Source organism: Pseudomonas aphyarum (assembly GCF_028657055.1).
GTDB lineage: Bacteria > Pseudomonadota > Gammaproteobacteria > Pseudomonadales > Pseudomonadaceae > Aquipseudomonas > Aquipseudomonas aphyarum.
Window position 1 is genome coordinate 262780 of the sequence record NZ_JAMDGS010000015.1, and the last position, 20398, is coordinate 283177.

The 20398-nt window shown below is 61.7% G+C and carries 21 protein-coding genes and 1 pseudogene; 11 read left to right on the forward strand and 11 right to left on the reverse strand.

The window, feature by feature from the left end; genetic code table 11:
• Positions 1-7: 7 nt before the first annotated feature.
• Together M5G18_RS24135 and M5G18_RS24140 are read right to left on the reverse strand one after the other, a co-directional pair.
• Positions 8-430, reverse strand: a complete 423-nt coding sequence (locus M5G18_RS24135) for a phasin family protein (protein ID WP_007952416.1) — start codon at positions 428-430, stop codon at positions 8-10.
• A 161-nt stretch (positions 431-591) separates the two neighbouring features.
• Positions 592-867, reverse strand: a complete 276-nt coding sequence (locus M5G18_RS24140; protein WP_007952417.1) for a polyhydroxyalkanoic acid system family protein — start codon at positions 865-867, stop codon at positions 592-594.
• Positions 868-1032: 165 nt separating this feature from the next.
• Between M5G18_RS24140 and ubiE the strand changes: the two genes are divergently transcribed.
• From ubiE to M5G18_RS29045, 11 genes and pseudogenes are all read left to right on the forward strand, one after another.
• Positions 1033-1803, forward strand: a complete 771-nt coding sequence (gene ubiE, locus M5G18_RS24145) for a bifunctional demethylmenaquinone methyltransferase/2-methoxy-6-polyprenyl-1,4-benzoquinol methylase UbiE (protein WP_007952418.1) — start codon at positions 1033-1035, stop codon at positions 1801-1803.
• Positions 1803-2426: a ubiquinone biosynthesis accessory factor UbiJ gene (locus M5G18_RS24150; RefSeq protein WP_007952419.1), complete on the forward strand. Its 624-nt coding sequence runs from the start codon at positions 1803-1805 to the stop codon at positions 2424-2426. Before ubiE ends, M5G18_RS24150 begins: the two co-directional genes overlap by 1 nt.
• A complete protein-coding gene (gene ubiB / locus M5G18_RS24155; RefSeq protein WP_007952420.1) occupies positions 2423-4027 on the forward strand; it encodes a ubiquinone biosynthesis regulatory protein kinase UbiB in 1605 nt (534 codons plus the stop codon). The genes M5G18_RS24150 and ubiB overlap by 4 nt, the downstream gene beginning before the upstream one ends.
• Positions 4028-4107: 80 nt before the next feature.
• Complete coding sequence (gene hisI / locus M5G18_RS24160) at positions 4108-4509, forward strand: phosphoribosyl-AMP cyclohydrolase (RefSeq protein WP_007909357.1); 402 nt, start codon at positions 4108-4110, stop codon at positions 4507-4509.
• Positions 4502-4834 carry a phosphoribosyl-ATP diphosphatase gene (locus M5G18_RS24165; protein ID WP_007952422.1) on the forward strand — a complete coding sequence of 111 codons (333 nt, stop codon included), beginning with the start codon at positions 4502-4504 and terminating at the stop codon, positions 4832-4834. Before hisI ends, M5G18_RS24165 begins: the two co-directional genes overlap by 8 nt.
• A 25-nt stretch (positions 4835-4859) precedes the next feature.
• Positions 4860-5138, forward strand: coding sequence for a twin-arginine translocase TatA/TatE family subunit (locus M5G18_RS24170; protein ID WP_007952423.1), 279 nt, complete (start codon positions 4860-4862; stop codon positions 5136-5138).
• A 10-nt stretch (positions 5139-5148) separates the two neighbouring features.
• Positions 5149-5595: a Sec-independent protein translocase protein TatB gene (gene tatB / locus M5G18_RS24175; protein ID WP_273896957.1), complete on the forward strand. Its 447-nt coding sequence runs from the start codon at positions 5149-5151 to the stop codon at positions 5593-5595.
• Entirely contained in the window at positions 5592-6380 is a 789-nt protein-coding gene (gene tatC, locus M5G18_RS24180; RefSeq protein WP_007952425.1) for a twin-arginine translocase subunit TatC, read from the forward strand. Before tatB ends, tatC begins: the two co-directional genes overlap by 4 nt.
• The gene (locus M5G18_RS24185) at positions 6377-7084 is read left to right on the forward strand and encodes a 16S rRNA (uracil(1498)-N(3))-methyltransferase (protein ID WP_273896956.1); all 708 of its coding nucleotides are present in this window, start codon (positions 6377-6379) and stop codon (positions 7082-7084) included. The genes tatC and M5G18_RS24185 overlap by 4 nt, the downstream gene beginning before the upstream one ends.
• A 224-nt stretch (positions 7085-7308) precedes the next feature.
• Positions 7309-8253, forward strand: a pseudogene (locus M5G18_RS29040) (methyl-accepting chemotaxis protein); the annotation flags it as partial.
• 141 nt (positions 8254-8394) lie between these two features.
• Positions 8395-9108, forward strand: a complete 714-nt coding sequence (locus M5G18_RS29045) for a methyl-accepting chemotaxis protein (protein WP_371857706.1) — start codon at positions 8395-8397, stop codon at positions 9106-9108.
• Positions 9109-9160: 52 nt separating this feature from the next.
• Here the strand turns inward: M5G18_RS29045 and M5G18_RS24195 are convergent, their stop codons facing one another.
• From M5G18_RS24195 to M5G18_RS24235, 9 genes are all read right to left on the reverse strand, one after another.
• Complete coding sequence (locus M5G18_RS24195) at positions 9161-9895, reverse strand: amino acid ABC transporter ATP-binding protein (protein ID WP_085608399.1); 735 nt, start codon at positions 9893-9895, stop codon at positions 9161-9163.
• On the reverse strand, positions 9888-10847 hold the full coding sequence (locus tag M5G18_RS24200) for an amino acid ABC transporter permease (RefSeq protein WP_007952431.1): 960 nt from the start codon (positions 10845-10847) through the stop codon (positions 9888-9890). The genes M5G18_RS24195 and M5G18_RS24200 overlap by 8 nt, the downstream gene beginning before the upstream one ends.
• A 144-nt stretch (positions 10848-10991) precedes the next feature.
• Positions 10992-11789 carry a transporter substrate-binding domain-containing protein gene (locus M5G18_RS24205; RefSeq protein WP_039772466.1) on the reverse strand — a complete coding sequence of 266 codons (798 nt, stop codon included), beginning with the start codon at positions 11787-11789 and terminating at the stop codon, positions 10992-10994.
• Positions 11790-12151: 362 nt separating this feature from the next.
• Positions 12152-14722: a glucans biosynthesis glucosyltransferase MdoH gene (mdoH, locus tag M5G18_RS24210; RefSeq protein ID WP_262195755.1), complete on the reverse strand. Its 2571-nt coding sequence runs from the start codon at positions 14720-14722 to the stop codon at positions 12152-12154.
• A complete protein-coding gene (locus tag M5G18_RS24215) occupies positions 14715-16529 on the reverse strand; it encodes a glucan biosynthesis protein G (RefSeq protein ID WP_085608516.1) in 1815 nt (604 codons plus the stop codon). The genes mdoH and M5G18_RS24215 overlap by 8 nt, the downstream gene beginning before the upstream one ends.
• A gap of 321 nt (positions 16530-16850) precedes the next feature.
• Entirely contained in the window at positions 16851-17288 is a 438-nt protein-coding gene (gene dtd / locus M5G18_RS24220) for a D-aminoacyl-tRNA deacylase (protein WP_064592873.1), read from the reverse strand.
• On the reverse strand, positions 17285-18256 hold the full coding sequence (gene pip / locus M5G18_RS24225; RefSeq protein ID WP_007952436.1) for a prolyl aminopeptidase: 972 nt from the start codon (positions 18254-18256) through the stop codon (positions 17285-17287). Before pip ends, dtd begins: the two co-directional genes overlap by 4 nt.
• A gap of 104 nt (positions 18257-18360) precedes the next feature.
• Positions 18361-19278, reverse strand: a complete 918-nt coding sequence (locus M5G18_RS24230) for an alpha/beta hydrolase (RefSeq protein WP_273896954.1) — start codon at positions 19276-19278, stop codon at positions 18361-18363.
• Positions 19278-20225: a choline ABC transporter substrate-binding protein gene (locus M5G18_RS24235; protein ID WP_273896953.1), complete on the reverse strand. Its 948-nt coding sequence runs from the start codon at positions 20223-20225 to the stop codon at positions 19278-19280. Before M5G18_RS24235 ends, M5G18_RS24230 begins: the two co-directional genes overlap by 1 nt.
• Positions 20226-20398: the final 173 nt, after the last annotated feature.

Sequence of the window (20398 nt, forward strand, 5' to 3'; positions counted from 1 at the left end):
GTTCTCCTTAAGATTTACGCGCGACGCGTTCGAGCAATGCCGTCAGCTCATCGAGCTTAGCAGAGAGTGCCTCAACGTCATGTTTAGACGGAATGCCGATACGATTCAAGGCACTGGCGACACGCGTGTCGAACGCCTTCTCGACCTTGTCGAGCTGAACTTCGACCCGGCCTTTGAAAGAGCTGACTTCGCTCTTGGCTTCATCGATCTCGGCGTTGGCCGCTTCGAGTTTTTCGGTGACGGCTTTTTTGCCTTTCTTTTCAACAGTTTGACCAGCCTTGATCAACTCCTGAAAGTACTCGCTGCCCTCCTGACCGACCTTGGTGTAGGCACCCAGGCCTGCCAGCCAGATCTTGCGGGCATAGGATTTGACGTCGCTCAGAGCGGAAGTCGAAGCGTCGATTTTTTTCTTCAAAATGACTTTGGCCATGGTGCACCTCACGCGCGGAAGGTTTGAGGAACTGCCCTGACGAGTGTCGGGCTCAGGCACAAAGTAGGGAGAAAAATTAGAAACGGCACCCTAACAACTGACATAAAAGGCAGGTGCACGAGAAAAAGAAGGGGAGCCCTAAGCTCCCCGTTTTGTCCTGATCAGACCAGCGCTTTATCCAGCGCCTTTTCGATCTCGGCTTTGATCATGCCGCTCATGGCCGACATCATCAGGCCCAGTTCCACGTCGACCCGGATCGAATCCTCGGCCACATGCACCGCGCCCTTCACGCCCGAACGCTTGAGGTTCAGGACATCACCCGACCACTGCGGCTCCAGGCCATATTGATCGGATAGTTTCTGCGCCAGTTTGTCGGCTTTCTCGCGGGCCGCTTCCTTGCCCAGGCTGTGGGCACGCTCAACACTGATATGGGCCATTGAATGACTCCTGCTTTTTGAATGGGGCTATGAATGCCTGCAACGAATCTTGACCGCCACTGCGGCAAATCGTCCCGAAGGTTGCCCATCTTACCTTTAGCCATTCCAAGACAAAGCATGGCTTGGGGATTAGAATGTCGCGCATTCTCTTTTGGTGACAGCGATATGACTGATCAGCGCAAAGGCAGCGATGCCGAACCCACCACTCACTTCGGCTTCAAAAACGTTCCGGAAAGCCAGAAAGCGGAAAAAGTCGCTGAGGTGTTCCACTCCGTGGCCGCCAAGTACGACCTGATGAACGACCTTCTGTCGGGCGGCATGCACCGTCTGTGGAAGCGTTTCGCGATCGAACTGTCGGGCGTACGCGCCGGCAACCGCGTGCTGGACATCGCCGGCGGCACCGGCGACCTGACCAAAAAGTTCTCGCACCTGGTCGGCCCGACCGGTCAGGTGGTTCTCGCAGACATCAACGAATCCATGCTCAAGGTCGGTCGTGACCGCCTGCTGGATGTCGGTGTTTCGGGCAACGTCGAGTTCGTTCAGGCCGACGCTGAAAAGCTGCCGTTCCCGGACAACCATTTCGACTGCGTAACCATCGCCTTCGGCCTGCGCAACGTGACGCACAAGGAAGACGCTCTGCGCTCGATGCTGCGCGTACTCAAGCCGGGCGGGCGCCTGCTGGTGCTGGAATTCTCCAAGCCGACCAACGCGCTGATGTCCAAGGCCTACGACGCCTACTCGTTCGCCTTCATGCCGCTGATGGGCAAGCTGATCACCAACGACTCGGAAAGCTATCGCTACCTGGCCGAATCGATCCGCATGCACCCGAATCAGGAAACCCTGAAGTCGATGATGGTCGACGCCGGTTTCGACCGCGTGACCTACCACAACATGACCGCTGGCATCGTCGCCCTGCACCGCGGCATCAAACCCTGATGCTGCTGACCGGGCTGCTCGCCAGCGTCGAACTCGGCCTGAACCGCGTGCTGCGTCTCGACAGCACGGCGCTGCCGCGGCTGGCGCATCTGACCGGCAAAGTGATTGCCGTGGATTGCCGCAGCCCGGCGCTGCAACTGTTCATCCTGCCGAGCGACGAAGGCCTGATGCTGGCGTCCCACTGGGAAACCGGCGTCGACTGCACCCTGCGCGCCCCGGCCTCAAGCCTGGTGAAACTGGCCCTGAGCAAGGACAAGACCGCGGTGCTGCACGCGCCGGAAGTCGAACTCGACGGTGACAGCGGCGTGCTGCTGGAGCTGGCGGGCGTGCTGCAGGATCTGGAGCTGGACTGGGAGTACGAACTTTCGCGCTGGCTGGGACCTGTCGCCACGCAACTGGTCGGCGGTCACCTGCGCAGCCGCGCTCGCTGGTATCAACAAGGATTTGCCAGCCTCAACCAGAACCTCGCCGAATACCTGGCCGAAGAATCGCGCACCCTCGTCGGGCAGCGCGAAGCCGAAGCCCGCTTCAGCGAACTGGACCGGATCAAACTCGATCTGGAACGTCTCGAGGCGCGCTTCGAGCGCCTTTCCCGATCCCTCGACCCAAGCGATAACGCATGAAGCTGCTCGCCGTCCGCCGTCTGTTGCGCATCCAGCGCGTCGTGATCCGCTACCGCCTCGATGACCTGCTGTTCGATCTGCCTTTGCCGTGGTTCCTGCTGGCGCTGCGCTACGTCCTGCCGTGGCGCTGGTTCCCGCGCAAACCGCTGGACCTCAGCCGTGGCGCACGCCTGCGCCTCGCGTTGCAGGACCTGGGGCCGATCTTCATCAAGTTCGGGCAGATCCTTTCGACCCGCCGCGACCTGCTGCCGGAAGACATCGCCGATGAGCTGATGCGGTTGCAGGACCGCGTGCCGCCGTTCGATTCGCAGCTGTCGGTCAAGCTGATCGAAGAGCAACTGGGCAAGAAGATCAGCGAAGTGTTCAGCCGTTTCGACGTCGAACCGCTGGCCTCGGCCTCGGTGGCGCAGGTACACGCCGCGCAACTGAAGACCGGCGAAGAAGTGGTGGTCAAGGTGATCCGCCCGGGCCTGAAGCCGATCATCGCGCAGGATCTGGCGTGGCTGTTCATCCTCGCCCGCGCCGCCGAAAAAGTCTCCGCCGACGCCCGTCTGTTGCACCCGGTGGACGTGGTCAGCGACTACGAAAAGACCATCTACGACGAACTCGACCTGTTGCGCGAGGCGGCCAACGCCAGCCAGTTGAAACGCAACTTCGAAGGCTCGCCGCTGCTCTACGTGCCGCAAGTCTATTGGGACTGGTGCCGGCCGAAAGTGCTGGTGATGGAGCGCATCTACGGGATTCAGGTGACGGATCTGGCGACCCTCGCCGACCAGCGCACCGACATGAAGATGCTCGCCGAACGCGGCGTGGAGATCTTCTTCACCCAGGTGTTCCGCGACAGTTTCTTCCACGCCGACATGCACCCGGGCAACATCTTCGTCAGCACCGTCAACCCGTGGAGCCCGCAGTACATCGCGATCGACTGCGGCATCGTCGGCAGCCTGACCCCGGAAGACCAGGACTATCTGGCGCGCAACCTGTTTGCCTTCTTCAAGCGCGACTACCGCCGCGTGGCGCAATTGCACATCGATTCGGGCTGGGTGCCGGCGGAAACCAAGCTCAACGAATTCGAAGCGGCGATCCGTACCGTGTGCGAGCCGATCTTCGAAAAACCATTAAAAGATATTTCATTTGGCCAGGTGCTGATGCGCCTGTTCCAGACCGCGCGCCGCTTCAACATGGAAGTGCAGCCGCAACTCGTATTGCTGCAAAAGACCCTGCTGAACATCGAAGGCCTGGGCCGTCAGCTGTACCCGGATCTGGATCTGTGGAACACCGCGCAGCCGTTCCTCGAGCGCTGGATGCGCGAGCGCGTCAGTCCGAAAGCCTTGATCGGCAACGTCCAGAGCCAGTTCGAACAGCTGCCGCACCTGGCCAACATGGCCCGCGATCTGCTCGAACGCATGTCCCAACCCCACGCCAACGACCCGCCGCCACCGTGGAAAAAACGCAAGGACGACTGGTTCCTGCGCCTGCTCGGCAGCGCCCATCTGGCGGGCGGTACGATCCTCGCCGCCGGGGGCCCGATGCACGAACTGGGGCATTGGCCCGCCGGAATCATGGTGGCAGTCGGCTTGTATCTGGTCGTTCGCCGATAGCCAGTTCCGTGATCGGCTGGCACACTGTTTCAACGCCTGAACCCGACTATTGAAGTGGGGGTTCGCTGTCGGAGTCGAAGATGAAAAACTGGCTGGACGAGATCAAGTGGGACGCCGATGGCCTGGTGCCGGCGATTGCCCAGGATCACAAGACCGGACGCGTATTGATGATGGCCTGGATGAACCGCGAAGCCCTGGAGCTGACCGCGGCGGAAAACCGTGCCATCTATTGGTCACGTTCCCGTGGCAAGCTGTGGCGCAAGGGCGAAGAGTCCGGCCACGTACAGACGCTGCATGAAATGCGTCTGGACTGTGACGCCGACGTCATCATCCTGATGGTCGAACAGATCGGCGACATCGCTTGCCATACCGGCCGTCAAAGCTGCTTCTACCGCGTCTTCGAAAACGGCGACTGGAAAACGGTCGACCCGGTCCTGAAAGACCCGCACGCTATTTACTCCGCAGGACACAAACATGAGTGACACCCTGACCCGCCTTGCTCAGGTGCTGGAAGAGCGCAAGGGCGCAGCCGCCGACAGCTCGTATGTCGCCAGCCTGTATCACAAGGGTCTGAACAAGATTCTGGAGAAAGTCGGCGAAGAATCGGTCGAAACGATCATTGCCGCCAAGGACGCCGCCGTCAGCGGCGACTGCAGCGACGTGATCTACGAGACCGCCGACCTGTGGTTCCACAGCATGGTCATGCTCGCCCAGCTGGGGCAGCATCCGCAGGCGGTGCTGGATGAACTGGATCGCCGTTTCGGCCTGTCCGGACACGTCGAGAAAGCCTCGCGTCCGTCCGCCTGAACAACTATTAGAGAGGAACAGCAACATGGGCATTTTTGACTGGAAACACTGGATCGTCATCCTGGTGGTCGTGGTACTGGTGTTCGGTACCAAGAAACTGAAAAACCTCGGCACCGACGTCGGCGAATCGATCAAAGGCTTCCGTAAAGCCATGAACGACGACGAAAAACCGGCCGATCCGACCGTCACGCCTGCGCAGCCGGTTCCACCGGTACAGCCGCAAGCCACCGCTCAGGCCAACCCGCCGCACACCATCGACGTGCAGGCGCAGAAAGTCGAAGAGCCGATCCGCAAAGACGTGTGAGCACTGACTAATGTTTGGTATCAGCTTCTCTGAACTGCTGCTCGTCGGCCTCGTCGCCCTGCTGGTGCTGGGTCCCGAGCGTCTGCCGGGCGCTGCACGCACCGCCGGCCTGTGGGTCGGACGGCTGAAGCGCAGCTTCAACGCGATCAAACAGGAAGTTGAGCGTGAAATCGGTGCCGACGAAATCCGTCGGCAACTGCACAACGAGCACATCCTGTCGCTGGAACAGGAGGCGCGGAAGATTTTCACGCCGGTTCAGCAGGAGCCGACGCCGGTCGAGCACGTGGGTGAGCAGACGATTCATGCGCCTGCCGCCGCGACGCCACCGGCACCTGTCGTAGCGCCAACCGAGCCAGTGCCCGCTGTTGCAGAAAACACGGTTGAACACGTAGCCCCAACCGCCGCGCCGACCACACCCGCGCCTCTCGACCCAACATTGCCGCCGCGAGCCCCATGAGCGATCTCCCCGAAAACGACCAGCACATGCCGCTGGTTTCGCACCTCACCGAGTTGCGCACCCGCCTGCTGCGTTGCGTCGCGGCGATCTTCATCATCTTTGCCGGGCTGTTTGCCTTCACCCAGCAGATCTACACCTTCGTCTCGACGCCGCTGCGCGAATACCTGCCGGCCGGCGCGACGATGATCGCCACCGACGTGTCGTCGCCGTTCCTGACGCCGCTGAAACTGACGATGATGGTCTCGCTGTTCCTGGCGATCCCGGTGATCCTGCATCAGATCTGGGGCTTCATCGCGCCGGGCCTGTACAAGCACGAGAAGCGCGTCGCAGTGCCGTTGCTGATCTCCAGCATCCTGCTGTTCTACACCGGCATGGCGTTCGCCTACTTCTTCGTATTCCCGCTGATCTTCAAGTTCTTCGCCTCGGCCACCCCGGCCGGCGTGGAAATGATGACCGACATCACCAGTTACCTCGATTTCGTCATGACGCTGTTCTTCGCCTTCGGCGTGGCGTTCGAAATCCCGGTGGCCGTGGTGCTGCTGGTGTGGATCGGCGTGGTCGACGTCAAATACCTGAAGAAGATCCGCCCGTACGTGATCATCGGCTGCTTCGTGGTCGGCATGATCCTGACCCCGCCGGACATTTTCTCCCAGACCCTGCTGGCCGTGCCGATGTGGATGCTGTTCGAAGTCGGCATCCTGTTCGGCAGCCTGGTGAGCAAGCGCGAGCGCCCGGAAGAAACCGCCGACGACCACAACGACCAGCCGCCAGCGACTCAGCCATGAACCTGCTGCTGCTCGAAGAGGCCGACTTCATCGCGGCCGACCGCGTCGTGCTGCGTGATCGGCGCCTGACCCACATGCAGGAAGTCCACCGCTCGGAAGTCGGCGACAGTCTGCGGGTCGGGCGCATCAACGGGTTGATGGGCTCGGCCGAGCTGCTGCGTCTGGACGCGAGTGAAGCCGAGCTGCGAGTCAGCCTCGATCAACCGCCGCCGGCCAAACTGCCGCTGACCCTGGTACTCGCGCTGCCCCGCCCGAAGATGCTGCGCCGGGTGTTCCAGACCGTGGCGACCATGGGCGTGTCGAAAGTCATTCTGGTTAACAGCTATCGCGTCGAGAAAAGCTTCTGGCAGACGCCGTTCCTCGAGCCGGAAGCGATCCGCGAACAGCTGATCCTCGGCCTCGAACAGGCTCGGGATACGCTGTTGCCGGAGATCATCATCGAGAAACGCTTCAAGCCATTCGTCGAAGATCGCCTGCCGGCCATCACCGACGGCACCCTCGGTCTGGTCGGCCATCCGGGCAATTTCCCGCCCTGCCCCCGCGCCCTCAACGAACCGGTAACCCTGGCCATTGGCCCCGAGGGTGGCTGGATTCCCTACGAAATCGATCTGCTGGCCAAGGCCGGTCTGCAACCGGTGCAACTGGGCGACCGCATTCTGCGGGTCGAAACCGCCGTCACCGCGCTGCTCGCCCGGCTGTTCTGAGTGCTTCTGTTCTAAGCCCTTCTCCAGACAAATCGCGTTACAGATTGCCATCATGCGGCCGATACACTCTCCATAAGTCCAATTAGTGGTCCGAGGGGAGTCGTCGCATGTACCGTTGGTTAGCCGAGAATCTTGGAAACGTCAGCGTCAAACGCAAGCTGGGAATCGGTTTCGGCCTGGTGCTGCTGCTGACGCTGTTGATCACCTTTACCGGCTGGACCGGCATGAGCGGCATCATCAGCCGGGGCGACAAGCTCGGGTTCATCTCCAGCCTCAACGAGTTGACCAAAGACCTGCGCCTGGCGCGCCTGGACTATGAAGCCCGCCGTGGCGAACAAGGCCCCGGCGCGGTCAACGACCTGCTCGGCAAACTCGACAGCGGCCTGCAAAGCGCCCGCGGCATGATCGAGCAACCGTCCGACGTGGCCATGATCGATCAGCAACTGGCGGCAGTCGCCGAGTACAAACGCGCCTTTGGCGACATGACCCAGGCCACCGTGCAGCGTGAAGACGCTCGCAGCAAACTCGGCGCCAGCGCCGACAACGCCGTGGCCAAGGTCAGCGAAGTCGAGAAATCCCTGCTGCAAGGCGACAGCGTCGCGCAATTCAACAGCGTGATCGAGCTGAGCAAACTGCTGCAGCAGGCGCGCTATCAGGTGCGCGGCTACACCTACAGCGGCAAGGCCGAGGCCGAACAACCCGCGCTGGATGCCATCGCCGCCGCCCTGAACAATCTGGAAAGCCTGCCGGGCAAACTGCCCGAGCAACACATTGCCAACCTGCAACAGGCCACCGAATCGCTCAAGGCTTACCGCGCTGCCGTCAGCCAGTTCCGCGACTCCCAGGTGAACAACGCCAAGGCCATGGCTCGCATGACCGCTCAGGGCGACATCCTGCTCGACGTCAGCAAGAAACTCACCGAATCCCAGACCATCGTCCGCGACACCGATGCCGCCAGCGCCAAGAACCAGCTGCTGATCGCCACTCTGCTGGCCGTGGCCTTCGGTCTGCTCGCCGCCTGGGCGATCACCCGCCAGATCATCATCCCGCTGGAGCAAACCCTGAAAGTTGCCGAGCGCGTAGCCGCCGGTGACCTGACCCACAACCTGGTGTCCCTGCGCCGCGACGAACTCGGTCAGTTGCAGCGTTCGATGCAGAGCATGACCCAGGGCCTGCGCGAATTGATCGGCGGGATCAGCGACGGCGTGACCCAGATCGCCAGCGCTGCCGAAGAGTTGTCCGCCGTAACCGAGCAGACCAGCGCCGGGGTGAACAATCAGAAAATCGAGACCGACCAGGTCGCCACCGCCATGAACGAAATGGCCGCCACCGTGCAGGAAGTCGCGCGCAACGCCGAGGAAGCTTCGGAAGCAGCGGTCGCCGCCGACCAGCAGGCCCGTGAAGGCGACAAGGTGGTTGGCGAGGCCATTGCCCAGATCGAACGTCTGGCTGCCGAAGTTGGCCACTCCACCGAAGCCATGGGCGAGCTCAAGCGCGAAAGCGACAAGATCGGCAGCGTGCTCGATGTGATCAAGTCCGTGGCCCAGCAAACCAACCTGCTGGCCCTCAACGCCGCCATCGAGGCCGCCCGTGCCGGTGAAGCCGGACGTGGTTTTGCGGTGGTTGCCGACGAAGTCCGCAGCCTGGCCCAGCGCACTCAGAAGTCCACCGAAGAGATCGAAGAGCTGATCGTCGGTCTGCAGAACGGCACCCAGCAAGTGGCAACGATCATGGACAACAGCCGCACCCTGACCGACAGCAGCGTCGAGCTGACCCGGCGTGCCGGTGGTTCGCTGGAAAGCATCACCCGCACCGTCTCGGCGATTCAGGCGATGAACCAGCAGATCGCCGCGGCGGCCGAGCAGCAGAGCGCCGTGGCCGAAGAGATCAACCGCAGCGTGCTGAACGTGCGGGATGTCTCGGACCAGACCTCGGCGGCCAGTGAAGAGACGGCGGCCTCCAGCGTCGAGCTGGCGCGCCTGGGCACTCACCTGCAAACGCTGGTGGGCCGGTTCAAGGTGTAAAACGTGCAAACAAAAAAACGCAGCCAATGGCTGCGTTTTTTTTGCCCTGCGTTTAGAGGACTTGCCGCAGGAACGCCTGGGCTCGCGGATCCTTCGGTGCATCGAAGAACTCTGACGGCGAGGCGTCTTCCAGCAGTTTGCCGTGATCGAAGAACAGCACCCGATCCGCCACTTCCCGGGCGAAGCCCATTTCGTGGGTCACGCAGACCATGGTCATGCCTTCCACGGCCAGGTTCTTCATCACGTCCAGCACCTCACCGACCATTTCCGGGTCGAGGGCCGAGGTCGGTTCGTCGAACAGCATGACCTTCGGATCCATCGCCAGCGCCCGGGCAATCGCCACGCGCTGCTGCTGACCGCCAGACAGGCGCGACGGATATTCGCGGGCCTTCTGGGCGATGCCGACCTTCTCCAGCAATGCCAAAGCCTTGGCTTCGCTTTCCTTCTGGCCGCGCTTGCGCACGACTTTCTGCGCCAGGCACAGGTTTTCCAGCACAGTCATGTGCGGGAACAGATTGAAATGCTGGAACACCATGCCGACTTCGCGGCGGTAGGCGTTGACGTCGGTTTTCGGGTCGGCCAGTTGCAGGCCGTCGATGCTCACCGAGCCGGAATCGAATTCTTCCAGACCATTGAGGCAACGCAGAAAGGTCGACTTGCCGGAACCGGACGGGCCGATCACTACCAGCACTTCGCCCTTGGCGACGGAGGTGCTGACGTTATCCACCGCGCGAACCACCTGCCCACGGGTGTCGAAGACTTTTACCAGATCGCGGACTTCAATCACTTTGCGCGAGCCTCCGCTCAAGCCGGCTGGCGATTTTCGACAGCGGCAGGTTGATCAACAGGTACAGGCCGGCGACGCAGAACAGGATCTCGAACGGCGAGAACGACGTGGTGATGACTTCACGACCGCTTTTCAGCAGCTCGGTGATGGCGATCACCGACACCAGCGAGGTGTCTTTGACCAGACTGATGAACTGCCCGGCCAGCGGTGGCAGCACGCGCTTGAACGCTTGCGGCAGCACCACATGACGCATCGACTGGCCGGCGCTCAGACCCAGCGAACGCGCCGCTTCGTTCTGGCCACGGGCAATCGACTGCACACCGGAACGGATGATTTCCGCCACGTAGGCGCCGGTGAACAGCGACAGCGCGGCGATCCCGGCGAACTCCCGGGACAGGTTCATTACCGTGCCGATGAAGAAATAGAAAATGAAGATCTGCACCAGCAGCGGCGTGCCGCGCACCAGTTCGACATAGATCGTCGACAGGTCGCGCAGGGTCGGGTTGCTCGACAGCCGGCACAGCCCGGTCGCCAGACCGATCAGCAAGCCCAGCACGCCGGACACCACCGACAGCCAAAGCGTGGTCCACAGGCCCCACAACAGCGGACCTGCCGCCCAATGCCGCGTCACGCCCACGACGTCGCCTTCGGCCACATCGTCGCCCTGAGCGAATTGCAGGCTGTTTTCGTCGACGGTCAGGTGCTGCTCGTCACCGGCATCGTTGCGCAGAGTGACCTGCGCGCTGCCGCCCTTGCGCACCAGTTCGCTGACGGTGGAAATGTCGGTCGCGCGCTGGGTTTCCTCGGCCTGATAGGCGAAGTACTGCGGCACGCGATTCCAGCGCCATTCGTAGGACATCAGCGACGTGGCGTAATACAGCGCGCCGGCCAGGCCGACCAGCACCAGCACGGTCAGGACGTGCCAGGGCCATTGGGCTTTTTTCTGTTTCATTGGATTTGCAGGTTCCGAATTCTGTGTCGCCAGGAAGGCCTCTTCGCGAGCAAGCTCGCTCCCACAAGGGACCGGGTCAGACACACCGGTCACTGTGGGAGCGGGCTTGCTCGCGAATGGGGCGACTCGGTCTATATGACCGAGTTATTCCATGTCCTTGAGCCACTCGGTGCTCTTGAACCACTTGTCATGGATGCGATCGTAGGTGCCGTCTTCGTGGATCTGGTGCAGGAAGTTGTTGATGAAGTTGATGCTGTCGTAGTCACCCTTCTTCAGACCGAACGCCAGCGGCTCGTAGGTGAACGGCTTGTCGAGGAACACCAGCTTGCCGGCGCCGACCTTGTTCACTGCAACCACGTTGTACGGCGCGTCGTAGATGAAGGCGTCAGCCTTGCCGTTGACCACGTCGAGCACGGCTTCCTGCTCGTTGTCATAGCCGTGGTACTTGGCCTTGGAGATGAGCTTCTTGGCGACCATCTCGCCGGTGGTGCCAAGCTTGGAGGTGATGCGGTAGTCGGCGGTGTTCAGGTCTTTGTAGGACTTGATGGTGCCTTCCAGCTCCTTGCGGATCAGCAGGGTCTGGCCGACCACGATGAACGGTTCGCTGAAGTTCAGGCGCAGGTTGCGTTCCTGGGTCAGGGTCATGCCGCTGCCGATCATGTCGAACTTGTCGGTCATCAGCGCCGGAATGATCCCGTCGTAACCGGTGGAGACCAGCTCCAGCTTGACGCCCATGGCCTTGGTCATGGCTTTGAGGATGTCGACTTCGAAACCGATGATTTCGCCGCGCTTGTTGGTCATTTCGAACGGCATGTAGGTCGGATCCATACCGACTTTCAACGAGCCGCGCTTGACCGCGTCATCGATTGCGCCGGCCTGCGCCGCATTGACTGCAACCAGTGCCGTGACGCCGACCAGCAGCATCGACAGATACTTCTTCATCTTCAAGTCCCCAAAACCATTGCGTTTGCGGCGCGAAAACCGACAGAAATGGACAAGATTGTCCGGGTGCGCCAATTCGGGGACGGATGCTAACGCACTCGATTTTTTGCACAAGGTTTAATGGACGATTTGTTTAACATTCAAGATTTACCCCCTCACCCCAACCCTCTCCCCCAAGGGGGCGAGGGGGAAAGGGAGCCGATCTCCGTCGTTTTCCAGACCGGAGTTCAACTCGGTATCTCACGTCGGCGTAACTCGAACATTCAACCCGGTCAGTCCCCTCTCCCTCCGGGAGAGGGTTAGGGTGAGGGGGGCTTTTCAGCGAGCATAAAAAAACCCCGCCAGTTAGCGGGGTTTCTTCATCAGGCCGGTTGCGCCTGCAAGCTCACAGGCTTGAGCGGCAGCAGCGGCGCATGGGGATCGGCTTTTACCGAAGCCCGCCATGCATCCAGCCACTCGGCGTGGCCTTCAGCCCACACCTGCTCGTGCAGACGGGCCAGGGCGACCGGATCGCTCAGCAGTTGCAGGCGATCATGGTTGTTCAGCCCGGCCGGGCCGACCTTGATCGCGTGACGCACACGCTCCTGGCGCAGCCATTCGATCGGCTCGGCTTCACCGTGACGCGAGGTCGCCAGCGAGCACGCCAGGGCGTTCTGCTGCGGATCGACCACGGCGCGGACAAAGCCGTCGTTCAAGGCGTGCCAGCGGTTTTCGTGGGTGTACTGATCAGTGGCCAGCAGCGCCTGTGGCGGATTGTATTCCTCGGGGATGAGGAACAGGCTCTCGTCACGGGATTTGAGGCCCAGACCGACGCGGCTGGAAATCACCGACACCGGAATCGACAGCATCAGCGAACCGACGATCGGCACCAGCCACCACAGGAAGCTCGGGTTCAGCCAGATCACCAGCAGCGCCCAGAAGAAGCCCAGCAGGGTTTGCGGGCCGTGACGCTTGACCGCTTCGCTCCACGGCGTGGAGTCGTCGTCACGCTGCGGCGAGTTCCAGGTCGCGGCCCAGCCGAGGAACGCGGCCAGAACGAAACGGGTGTGGAAAATCATCCGCACCGGCGCCAGCAGCATGGAGAACAGCATCTCCAGCAGCATCGACAGGGTCACCTTGAACTTGCCGCCGAACTCTTTCGCGCCCTTGGCCCAGATCAGGATGATGCTCAACAGCTTCGGCAGGAACAGCAGCACGATGGTCGTCGAGAACAGCGCGATCGCCTTGTCCGGGTGCCATTGTGGCCACAGCGGATAGAGCTGACGCGGTTCGAGGAAGTACTGCGGCTCCATCAGCGTGTTCACCGCCAGCAGCGCGGTCGACAGCACGAGGAAGAAGAACCACAACGGCGCCGACAGGTAAGACATCACGCCGGTCAGGAACACCGCGCGGTGCACCGGGTGCATGCCTTTGACCAGGAACAGGCGGAAGTTCATCAGGTTGCCGTGGCACCAGCGACGGTCACGCTTGAGTTCGTCGAGCAGGTTCGGCGGCAGTTCTTCGTAGCTGCCCGGCAGATCGTAGGCAATCCACACGCCCCAGCCGGCACGGCGCATCAGCGCAGCTTCAACGAAGTCGTGAGAGAGAATCGCACCGGAGAACGCACCCTTGCCCGGCAACGGCGCCAGGGCGCAGTGGTCGATGAACGGCTTCATGCGGATGATCGCGTTGTGACCCCAGTAGTGGGATTCACCCAGCTGCCAGAAGTGCAGACCGGCAGTGAACAGTGGACCGTAAACGCGAGTGGCGAACTGCTGCATGCGTGCATACAGCGTGTCCATGCCCGAAGCGCGCGGCGCGGTCTGGATGATGCCGGCGTCCGGAGTGGCCTCCATCAGGCGCACCAGACTGGTCAGGCACTCGCCGCTCATGACCGAGTCGGCGTCGAGCACGACCATGTACTTGTAGTCACCGCCCCAGCGACGGCAGAAGTCGTCGAGGTTGCCGCTCTTGCGTTTTACGCGGCGGCGGCGGCGACGATAGAAGATCTTGCCGAAACCCTTGGCTTCGCGGCAGACGTCCAGCCAGGCCTGCTGCTCGGCAACGCAGATGTCGGTGTCGTTACTGTCGCTGAGGACGAAGAAGTCGAAACGATCCAGGTCACCGGTAGCGGCGACCGACTCGAAGGTCGCGCGCAGACCGGCGAACACCCGAGGCACGTCTTCGTTGCAGATCGGCATCACCAGTGCAGTGCGTGCGTCTTTCGGAATCGGCTCGTTGCCGGCACTTTTACCGGAGATCCGGTATTTATCGTGACCGGTGAGCAATTCGAGGAAGCCCATCAGCGCGGTCCAGAAACCGGCCGATACCCAGCAGAACAGAATCCCGAACATGATCAGGATGCTGGTCTGCAGCGCATACGGCAGCACTTGCGTGGCGGTTTGCAGCAGCGGTTGATGCAGGACTTCTTCCAGATCGACGAACGACCAGCCCTGGTACGGCATGATGCCTTTCATGTACCAGCCGGCGACGATGGTCTGACCCAGCATCAGCACCAGCAGAATGTAGCGACGGATCGAACCGACCGTGCGCCAGCGCGCCGCCGGCAGCACGTTGGCGTCCTTCGGCGGTTGCGGCGGGTTGGTCCGGCCGGTCAGGCGGCGCCAGCCACGCACCAGAATGTTGGTGCGCCACGGCTCCGGCACGACCTTGGTCCGACGGATCGGCGGCGTGGCCTTCATGCTGACTCGGCCGCTGGCGTCGAGCACCAGCATTTCCGCGTCTTCCAGCTCTTCGGCGGTGCTCAGGGTCAGGCGCTTGCCCACCGAAGCCTGGGCGGCTTCGGTCGGTGCGTCAAAGGTCTTGGACGACAGGCGTTCATGCAATTCGCTGAAGGACTGGCAGCCCGCGAGTTCCGCGCGCTGCTCGTCGGTCATCGGCAGATGCGCCAGGTACTCGGACAGAGTCTCTGGCTGTACTTGAGAGTTACTCATCGGCAGGCAACTGATAGCTCCAGGTCTCGGTCAGGACTTCTTCAGTCGGTGCCGATTCCGGTGTGGCTGGGGCCGCGTCCGCAGCGGCTGGCTGCTTGGCGTCTTTGTTGGCCTTGTCCTTGGCATCTGCAACCGGCTTGGCGTCGGCCTGTTTGGCCTCGGCTGCCTTGGCTTCCTTGTCGGCTTTCTCTTGTTGCTTGGCGGCAACCTTGTCGGCCTTGGCTACCGACGAATTGGACGTCGGCACCGAAGACTTGGCCAGATCAGCGGTGACCACTGGCTGCACCAGGGCTGCGCGCATCTCGGTGGACTTGCTCGCGTCCTTGATCTTCATCCGCAGGGTCAGGCGCCAGCCCTTGGTTTCCGGGTTGTAGCGCACGCTGTTCTCGACCAGTTCGGCGTTGTCGCCGACGCTGACCTGGCTGCGAACGTCTGCATCCGGGGCCAAAGCGGCCAGGGACGGGCCTTCGAAGTCGACCAGGTAGGCAACGCTGCCATCCGGCTGACGGATCAGGTTCGATTGCTTGACGTCACCGGTCGAACGCAGGGTCTGGTTGACCCAGGCGCTGTCCGGCGCGTGCAGCGCGGCTTCGTCGATGGTCCAGTGCATGCGGTAGGCGAAGTCCAACGGCTGGCCAGGCTCCGGCAGTTTTTCCGGGCTCCAGAACGCAACGATGTTGTCGTTGGTTTCGTCGGCGGTCGGGATCTCGACCAGATCGACGGTGCCTTTGCCCCAGTCGCCCTTCGGCTCGATCCAGGCGCTCGGGCGCTTGTCGTAGCGGTCGTCGAGGTCTTCGTAGTGGCTGAAGTCACGGCCACGTTGCAGCAGACCGAAACCACGCGGGTTTTCGACGCTGAACTGGCTGACAGCCAAATGTTTCGGGTTGTTCAGTGGGCGCCAGATCCACTCGCCGTTGCCGGCATGGATCGACAGACCGCTGGAGTCGTGCAGTTCACGACGGTAGTTGAGCACTTTCGATGGCTGGTTGGCGCCGAACAGGAACATGCTGGTCAGCGGCGCGATGCCGAGCTTGCCGACCTTGTCACGCAGGTACATCTGGCCCTTGACGTCGACGATGGTGTCGCTGCCCGGACGCAGGATCAGACGGTAGGCACCGGTCGCACGTGGCGAATCCAGCAGGGCGAAGATCACCAGGTGCTTGTCACCCGGCTTCGGCTGCTGAATCCAGAACTCGCGAAAACGCGGGAATTCTTCGCCGGACGGCAGAGCGGTGTCGATTGCCAGACCACGGGCCGACAGACCGTAGGTGTGACCCTTGCCGACGACGCGGAAGTAGCTCGCGCCCAGCATGGTCATGATTTCGTCTTGCTTGTCAGCCTTGTTGATCGGGTACAGCACACGGAAACCGGCGTAGCCCAGTTGTTCGGTGGCCTTCGGATCGAACTGCAGGTCGCCGAAATCGAAACGGCTTGGATCGTATTTGATCTCTTCGACGGTGTTCGCGGTGATTTCGTTGATTTTCACCGGCGTATCGAAGTGCATGCCCTGGTGATAGAAGGACAGCTTGAACGGGTTCTTCTGGTCGGCCCATTCGGCTTTTTCGGTGCGGAAACGAATCTTCTGATAGTCCGCGAATTTCATTTCACGGAATTCGTTCGGCAGGTTGCTGCGCGGGGCTTCGAACTTCTGCCCGGCCAGCTCTTTGGCCTTGGCCGACACATCGTCAAGATTGAATGCCCAAAGCTGGCCGGCGCTGAGCAGGCAGAGTACTGCCGAGCCCGCTACCAGAGCGCTGCGCAAGCGTTTGGCAGACAATTTTGCTGCATTACAGGGACTAACAATCACGAGCAACCCTCGCCGAAAACAGATCAATAAACCAACGGCCAGATGAAGTGCCTGTGAGAGATTCGGTACAAAAAAACCGACCTTTCAGGACACCCTTGCCAAGTTGGCGAGCATTGTTCCGACTCCGCTGGGTCAAAATGATTCCCCAATCGGATCCGGACAAGTCTCTACCTAAGTCAAAATGGACCAACGAACGCTGATCCCCGTAGCGCGCGATTATCTAGTAGCCCGCGTGACAACGCATCAGGGGTAACAAAGTATTTATCGCGAAAATTCCCTGTTTTCAGTCGAAAAGCCCTTAAAAAGATGTTTCAAGCGCTTTCATGTCTGTAACAGGAAGGTTACCGGGCCATCGTTGACCAGGTGCACCTGCATATCCGCGCCGAATCTACCTGATGCCACTGTGCCATGCATCTGTTTCGCTTTGCTTAATAGATAGTCGAATAATTCTTCGCCCAGCGCCGGAGGGGCGGCGGTCGAGAAACTCGGGCGCAACCCGCTTTTGGTGTCGGCAGCGAGGGTGAACTGAGAGACCAGCAGCAACCCGCCGCCCACATCCGCCAGGGACAGATTCATCTTGCCCTCGGCGTCACTGAACACTCGATAGTTAAGCAGCTTATGCAGAAGTTTGTCGGCGCTGGCCGGCGTGTCGTCGGGTTCGACCGCCACCAGCACCAATAAACCCTGATCGACACTGCCGACCACCTCGCCCGCCACTTCGACCCGCGCGCCTTTCACGCGCTGCAAAAGACCCTTCATGCTTCTTCGGGCGGCAGGTCGAGCAGACGACGGGCCATTTTGCTGGCGGCGCGCACCAGCGCATCAGTGATACCCGGTTCGGACGCGGCGTGGCCGGCATCGCGGATCACCTGCAGCTCGCTGTTCGGCCAGGCCTGATGCAGTTCCCAGGCGTTGTCGAGCGGGCAGATCACGTCGTAGCGGCCGTGGATGATCACGCCCGGCAGATGGGCGATCTTGCCCATGTCGCGGATCAGCTGGTTCGGCTCAAGGAACGCATTGTTGGTGAAGTAGTGGCATTCGATCCGCGCGATCGACAGGGCGCGCTGCGGCTCGGAGAAGCGGTCGACCACCAGCGGGTTCGGGCGCAGGGTCGCGGTGCGCCCTTCCCAGGTCGACCAGGCCTTTGCTGCGTGCATCTGGGCGATCTGGTCGTTGCCGGTCAGGCGTTTGTGGAAAGCGCTGAGCAGGTCGTCTCGCTCGTCCAGCGGAATCGGCGCGAGGTAGTCCTGCCAGTAATCGGGGAACAGACGGCTGGCACCGGCCTGATAGAACCATTCGATTTCCTGCGGACGGCAGAGGAAGATCCCGCGCAGGATCAGGCCATGCACGCGCTCCGGGTGGGTCTGCGCGTAGGCCAGCGCCAGGGTCGAACCCCAGGAACCGCCGAACAGCACCCATTTGTCGATGCCCAGGTGTTTGCGGATGCGCTCGAGGTCTTCGACCAGATCCCAGGTGGTGTTGTTTTCCAGGCTGGCGTGGGGCGTGGAGCGACCGCAACCGCGCTGGTCGAAGGTGACAATGCGATAGAGGTTCGGATCGAAGTAGCGGCGACTCTGGGCGTCGCACCCGGCGCCGGGACCTCCGTGGATGAACACCACCGGCAAACCTTCCGGTGAACCGCTTTCGTCGACGTACAGCGTATGGGTGTCATCGACGGCCAGATCGTGCCGTGCGTGAGGTTTGATCTGCGGAAACAAAGTCTGCATTGCGCGCTCCGTAAGGGGTCGAGGTCATCCCTGGGGGGACTTCTATTATTCTGCCGTCCGGCATCATAAACCCGATTTACGTCAATGAGCATGCCCGCGCGCTGTCACAATTTGTCAGCCATGAACTCCAGCAGGTTCTCAAAGAGACGATCGACCTCGGCGACCTGATGCCGCGCCCGCAGGCAGCCGTGAACCAGCCCTTCGCCGTAGTACAGCGCCGCGTCGACGCCCGCCGCGTTCAGCCGTTCGGCGTAGCACACGCCGTCGTCACGCAGCGGATCGAACTGCGCCACGGCAATCCAGGCCGGGGGCAAACCGCTGAAGTCTCCGGCCAGCAACGGCATTGCATAAGCGTTCGGCTTCGCGGTGCCGCGAAGGTACAGGGCGTGATAGCAATCGACATCGCTGCTGGCGAGCAACGGCGCATCGGCGCATTCGCTGCGTGACGGTAACTGCTCGTCGCCCCCAAGCCCCGGATAGATCAAGACCTGCGCACCCGGCAGCGTCTCCCCGTTATCCCGCAACGCTAGGCACAGCGCCGCCGCCAGATTGCCGCCGGCGCTGTCGCCCGCCACCAGCATCCGCCCGGGATCGAACCAGAACGGCCCGCTGCGCAACGCGCGCCACACGCTCAGGCAATCCTCGAAACCGGCCGGGAACGGATGCTCCGGCGCCAGCCGGTAATCCACCGCCACCACCATTGCCCCGAGCGCCATGGCCAGCTCGCAGCAGATGAAGTCATGGGAATCCAGCCCGCCGACCACCCAACCGCCGCCGTGCAGATACAACACGCACGGCCAGCCACTGGCCGATGGCTGGACGGGCGGGCGATACGAACGCACCGCCACCCCGCTCAACTGAAAATCCACCACCTCCAGACCCACCGGCCGTTCGGGCGTGAAGGCGCGGCACATGGCGTCATAGGATTTGCGCAATCCGCCGAGGCTGCTGTCATCGCTGGCAAAGCTTTCGGTTCTGGCGACAAACGCCGCCATCGACGGCGAGAGTGGATAAGTGCCCATCAGTTTTTCAGGCTGGCCTGAACCGTGGCCACGCCGTCCTTGCCGTCGACACTGCTGACACCCGCCAGCCAGCGTTGCAAGTCTTCGGGATGCTCACGCAGCCAGGTCTTCGCCACTTCCTGCGGGGTCTTGCGCTCCATGATCGGCACCATCAACTGGCTTTCCTGGGCGGCGGTGAAGGTCAGGTTTTCCAGCAGTCGATGGACGTTCGGGCAGCGCTCGGCATAGTCCGGCGCGGTGACGGTGGAAACGGTGGCGGCACCTTCGTTGGGGCCGTAGACGTCTTCGCTGCCTGTCAGGTAGGTGATTTTCATGTTGATGTTCATCGGGTGCGGGGTCCAGCCGACGAACACCACGAACTCCTTGCGGTTCACCGCTCGTTGCACGGCGGCGAGCATGCCGGCCTCACCGGATTCGATGATCTTGAAATCCTTCAGGCCGAAATGGTTGGTTTCGATCATGGTCTTGATCGTGGTGTTGGCGCCGCTGCCGGGCTCGATGCCGTAGATCTTGCCGCCGAGCTGATCCTTGAATTTCGCGATGTCGCCGAAGGTTTTCAGCCCTGCCGCCGCCACGTAGTCCGGCACCGCCAGTGTTGCCTGGGCGTCGGCCAGGCTTGGCTTGTCCATGACCTTGACCTGATTGGCGGCGAGGAACGGCGCGATGTTCTTGTCCATCGCCGGTTTCCAGTAGCCGAGGAAGATATCGAGGCGCTTGTCGCGGATGCCGGCGAAGATGATTTGCTGCACGGCGCTGGTCTGTTTGCTTTCGTAGCCGAGGCCGTTGAGCAGCACCTCGGCCATGCCGCTGGTGGCGATCACGTCGGTCCAGTTGACCACGCCCATGCGCACGGTTTTGCAGGATGCATCGTCGGAAGCCATGGCGCCGGCGCTGAGCAGCGCACTGCCGGTAAGGATTAACGCACAACGAGTGAACAGTCTTTTCATGTGGGATCGTCTCGTGCGGCAGCGGGTTATTGTTCGGATCGGTGTCTTCTTGCACCGTGGCCGAAACATTACGCAGCAGACGAGCGGGAAAAGCGAACTGTGGCGACCGGGATTTGCACGGTGGCGACTTCTCCCGATCATTCCCACGCAGAGTGGACTGCACCCCAAAGGTT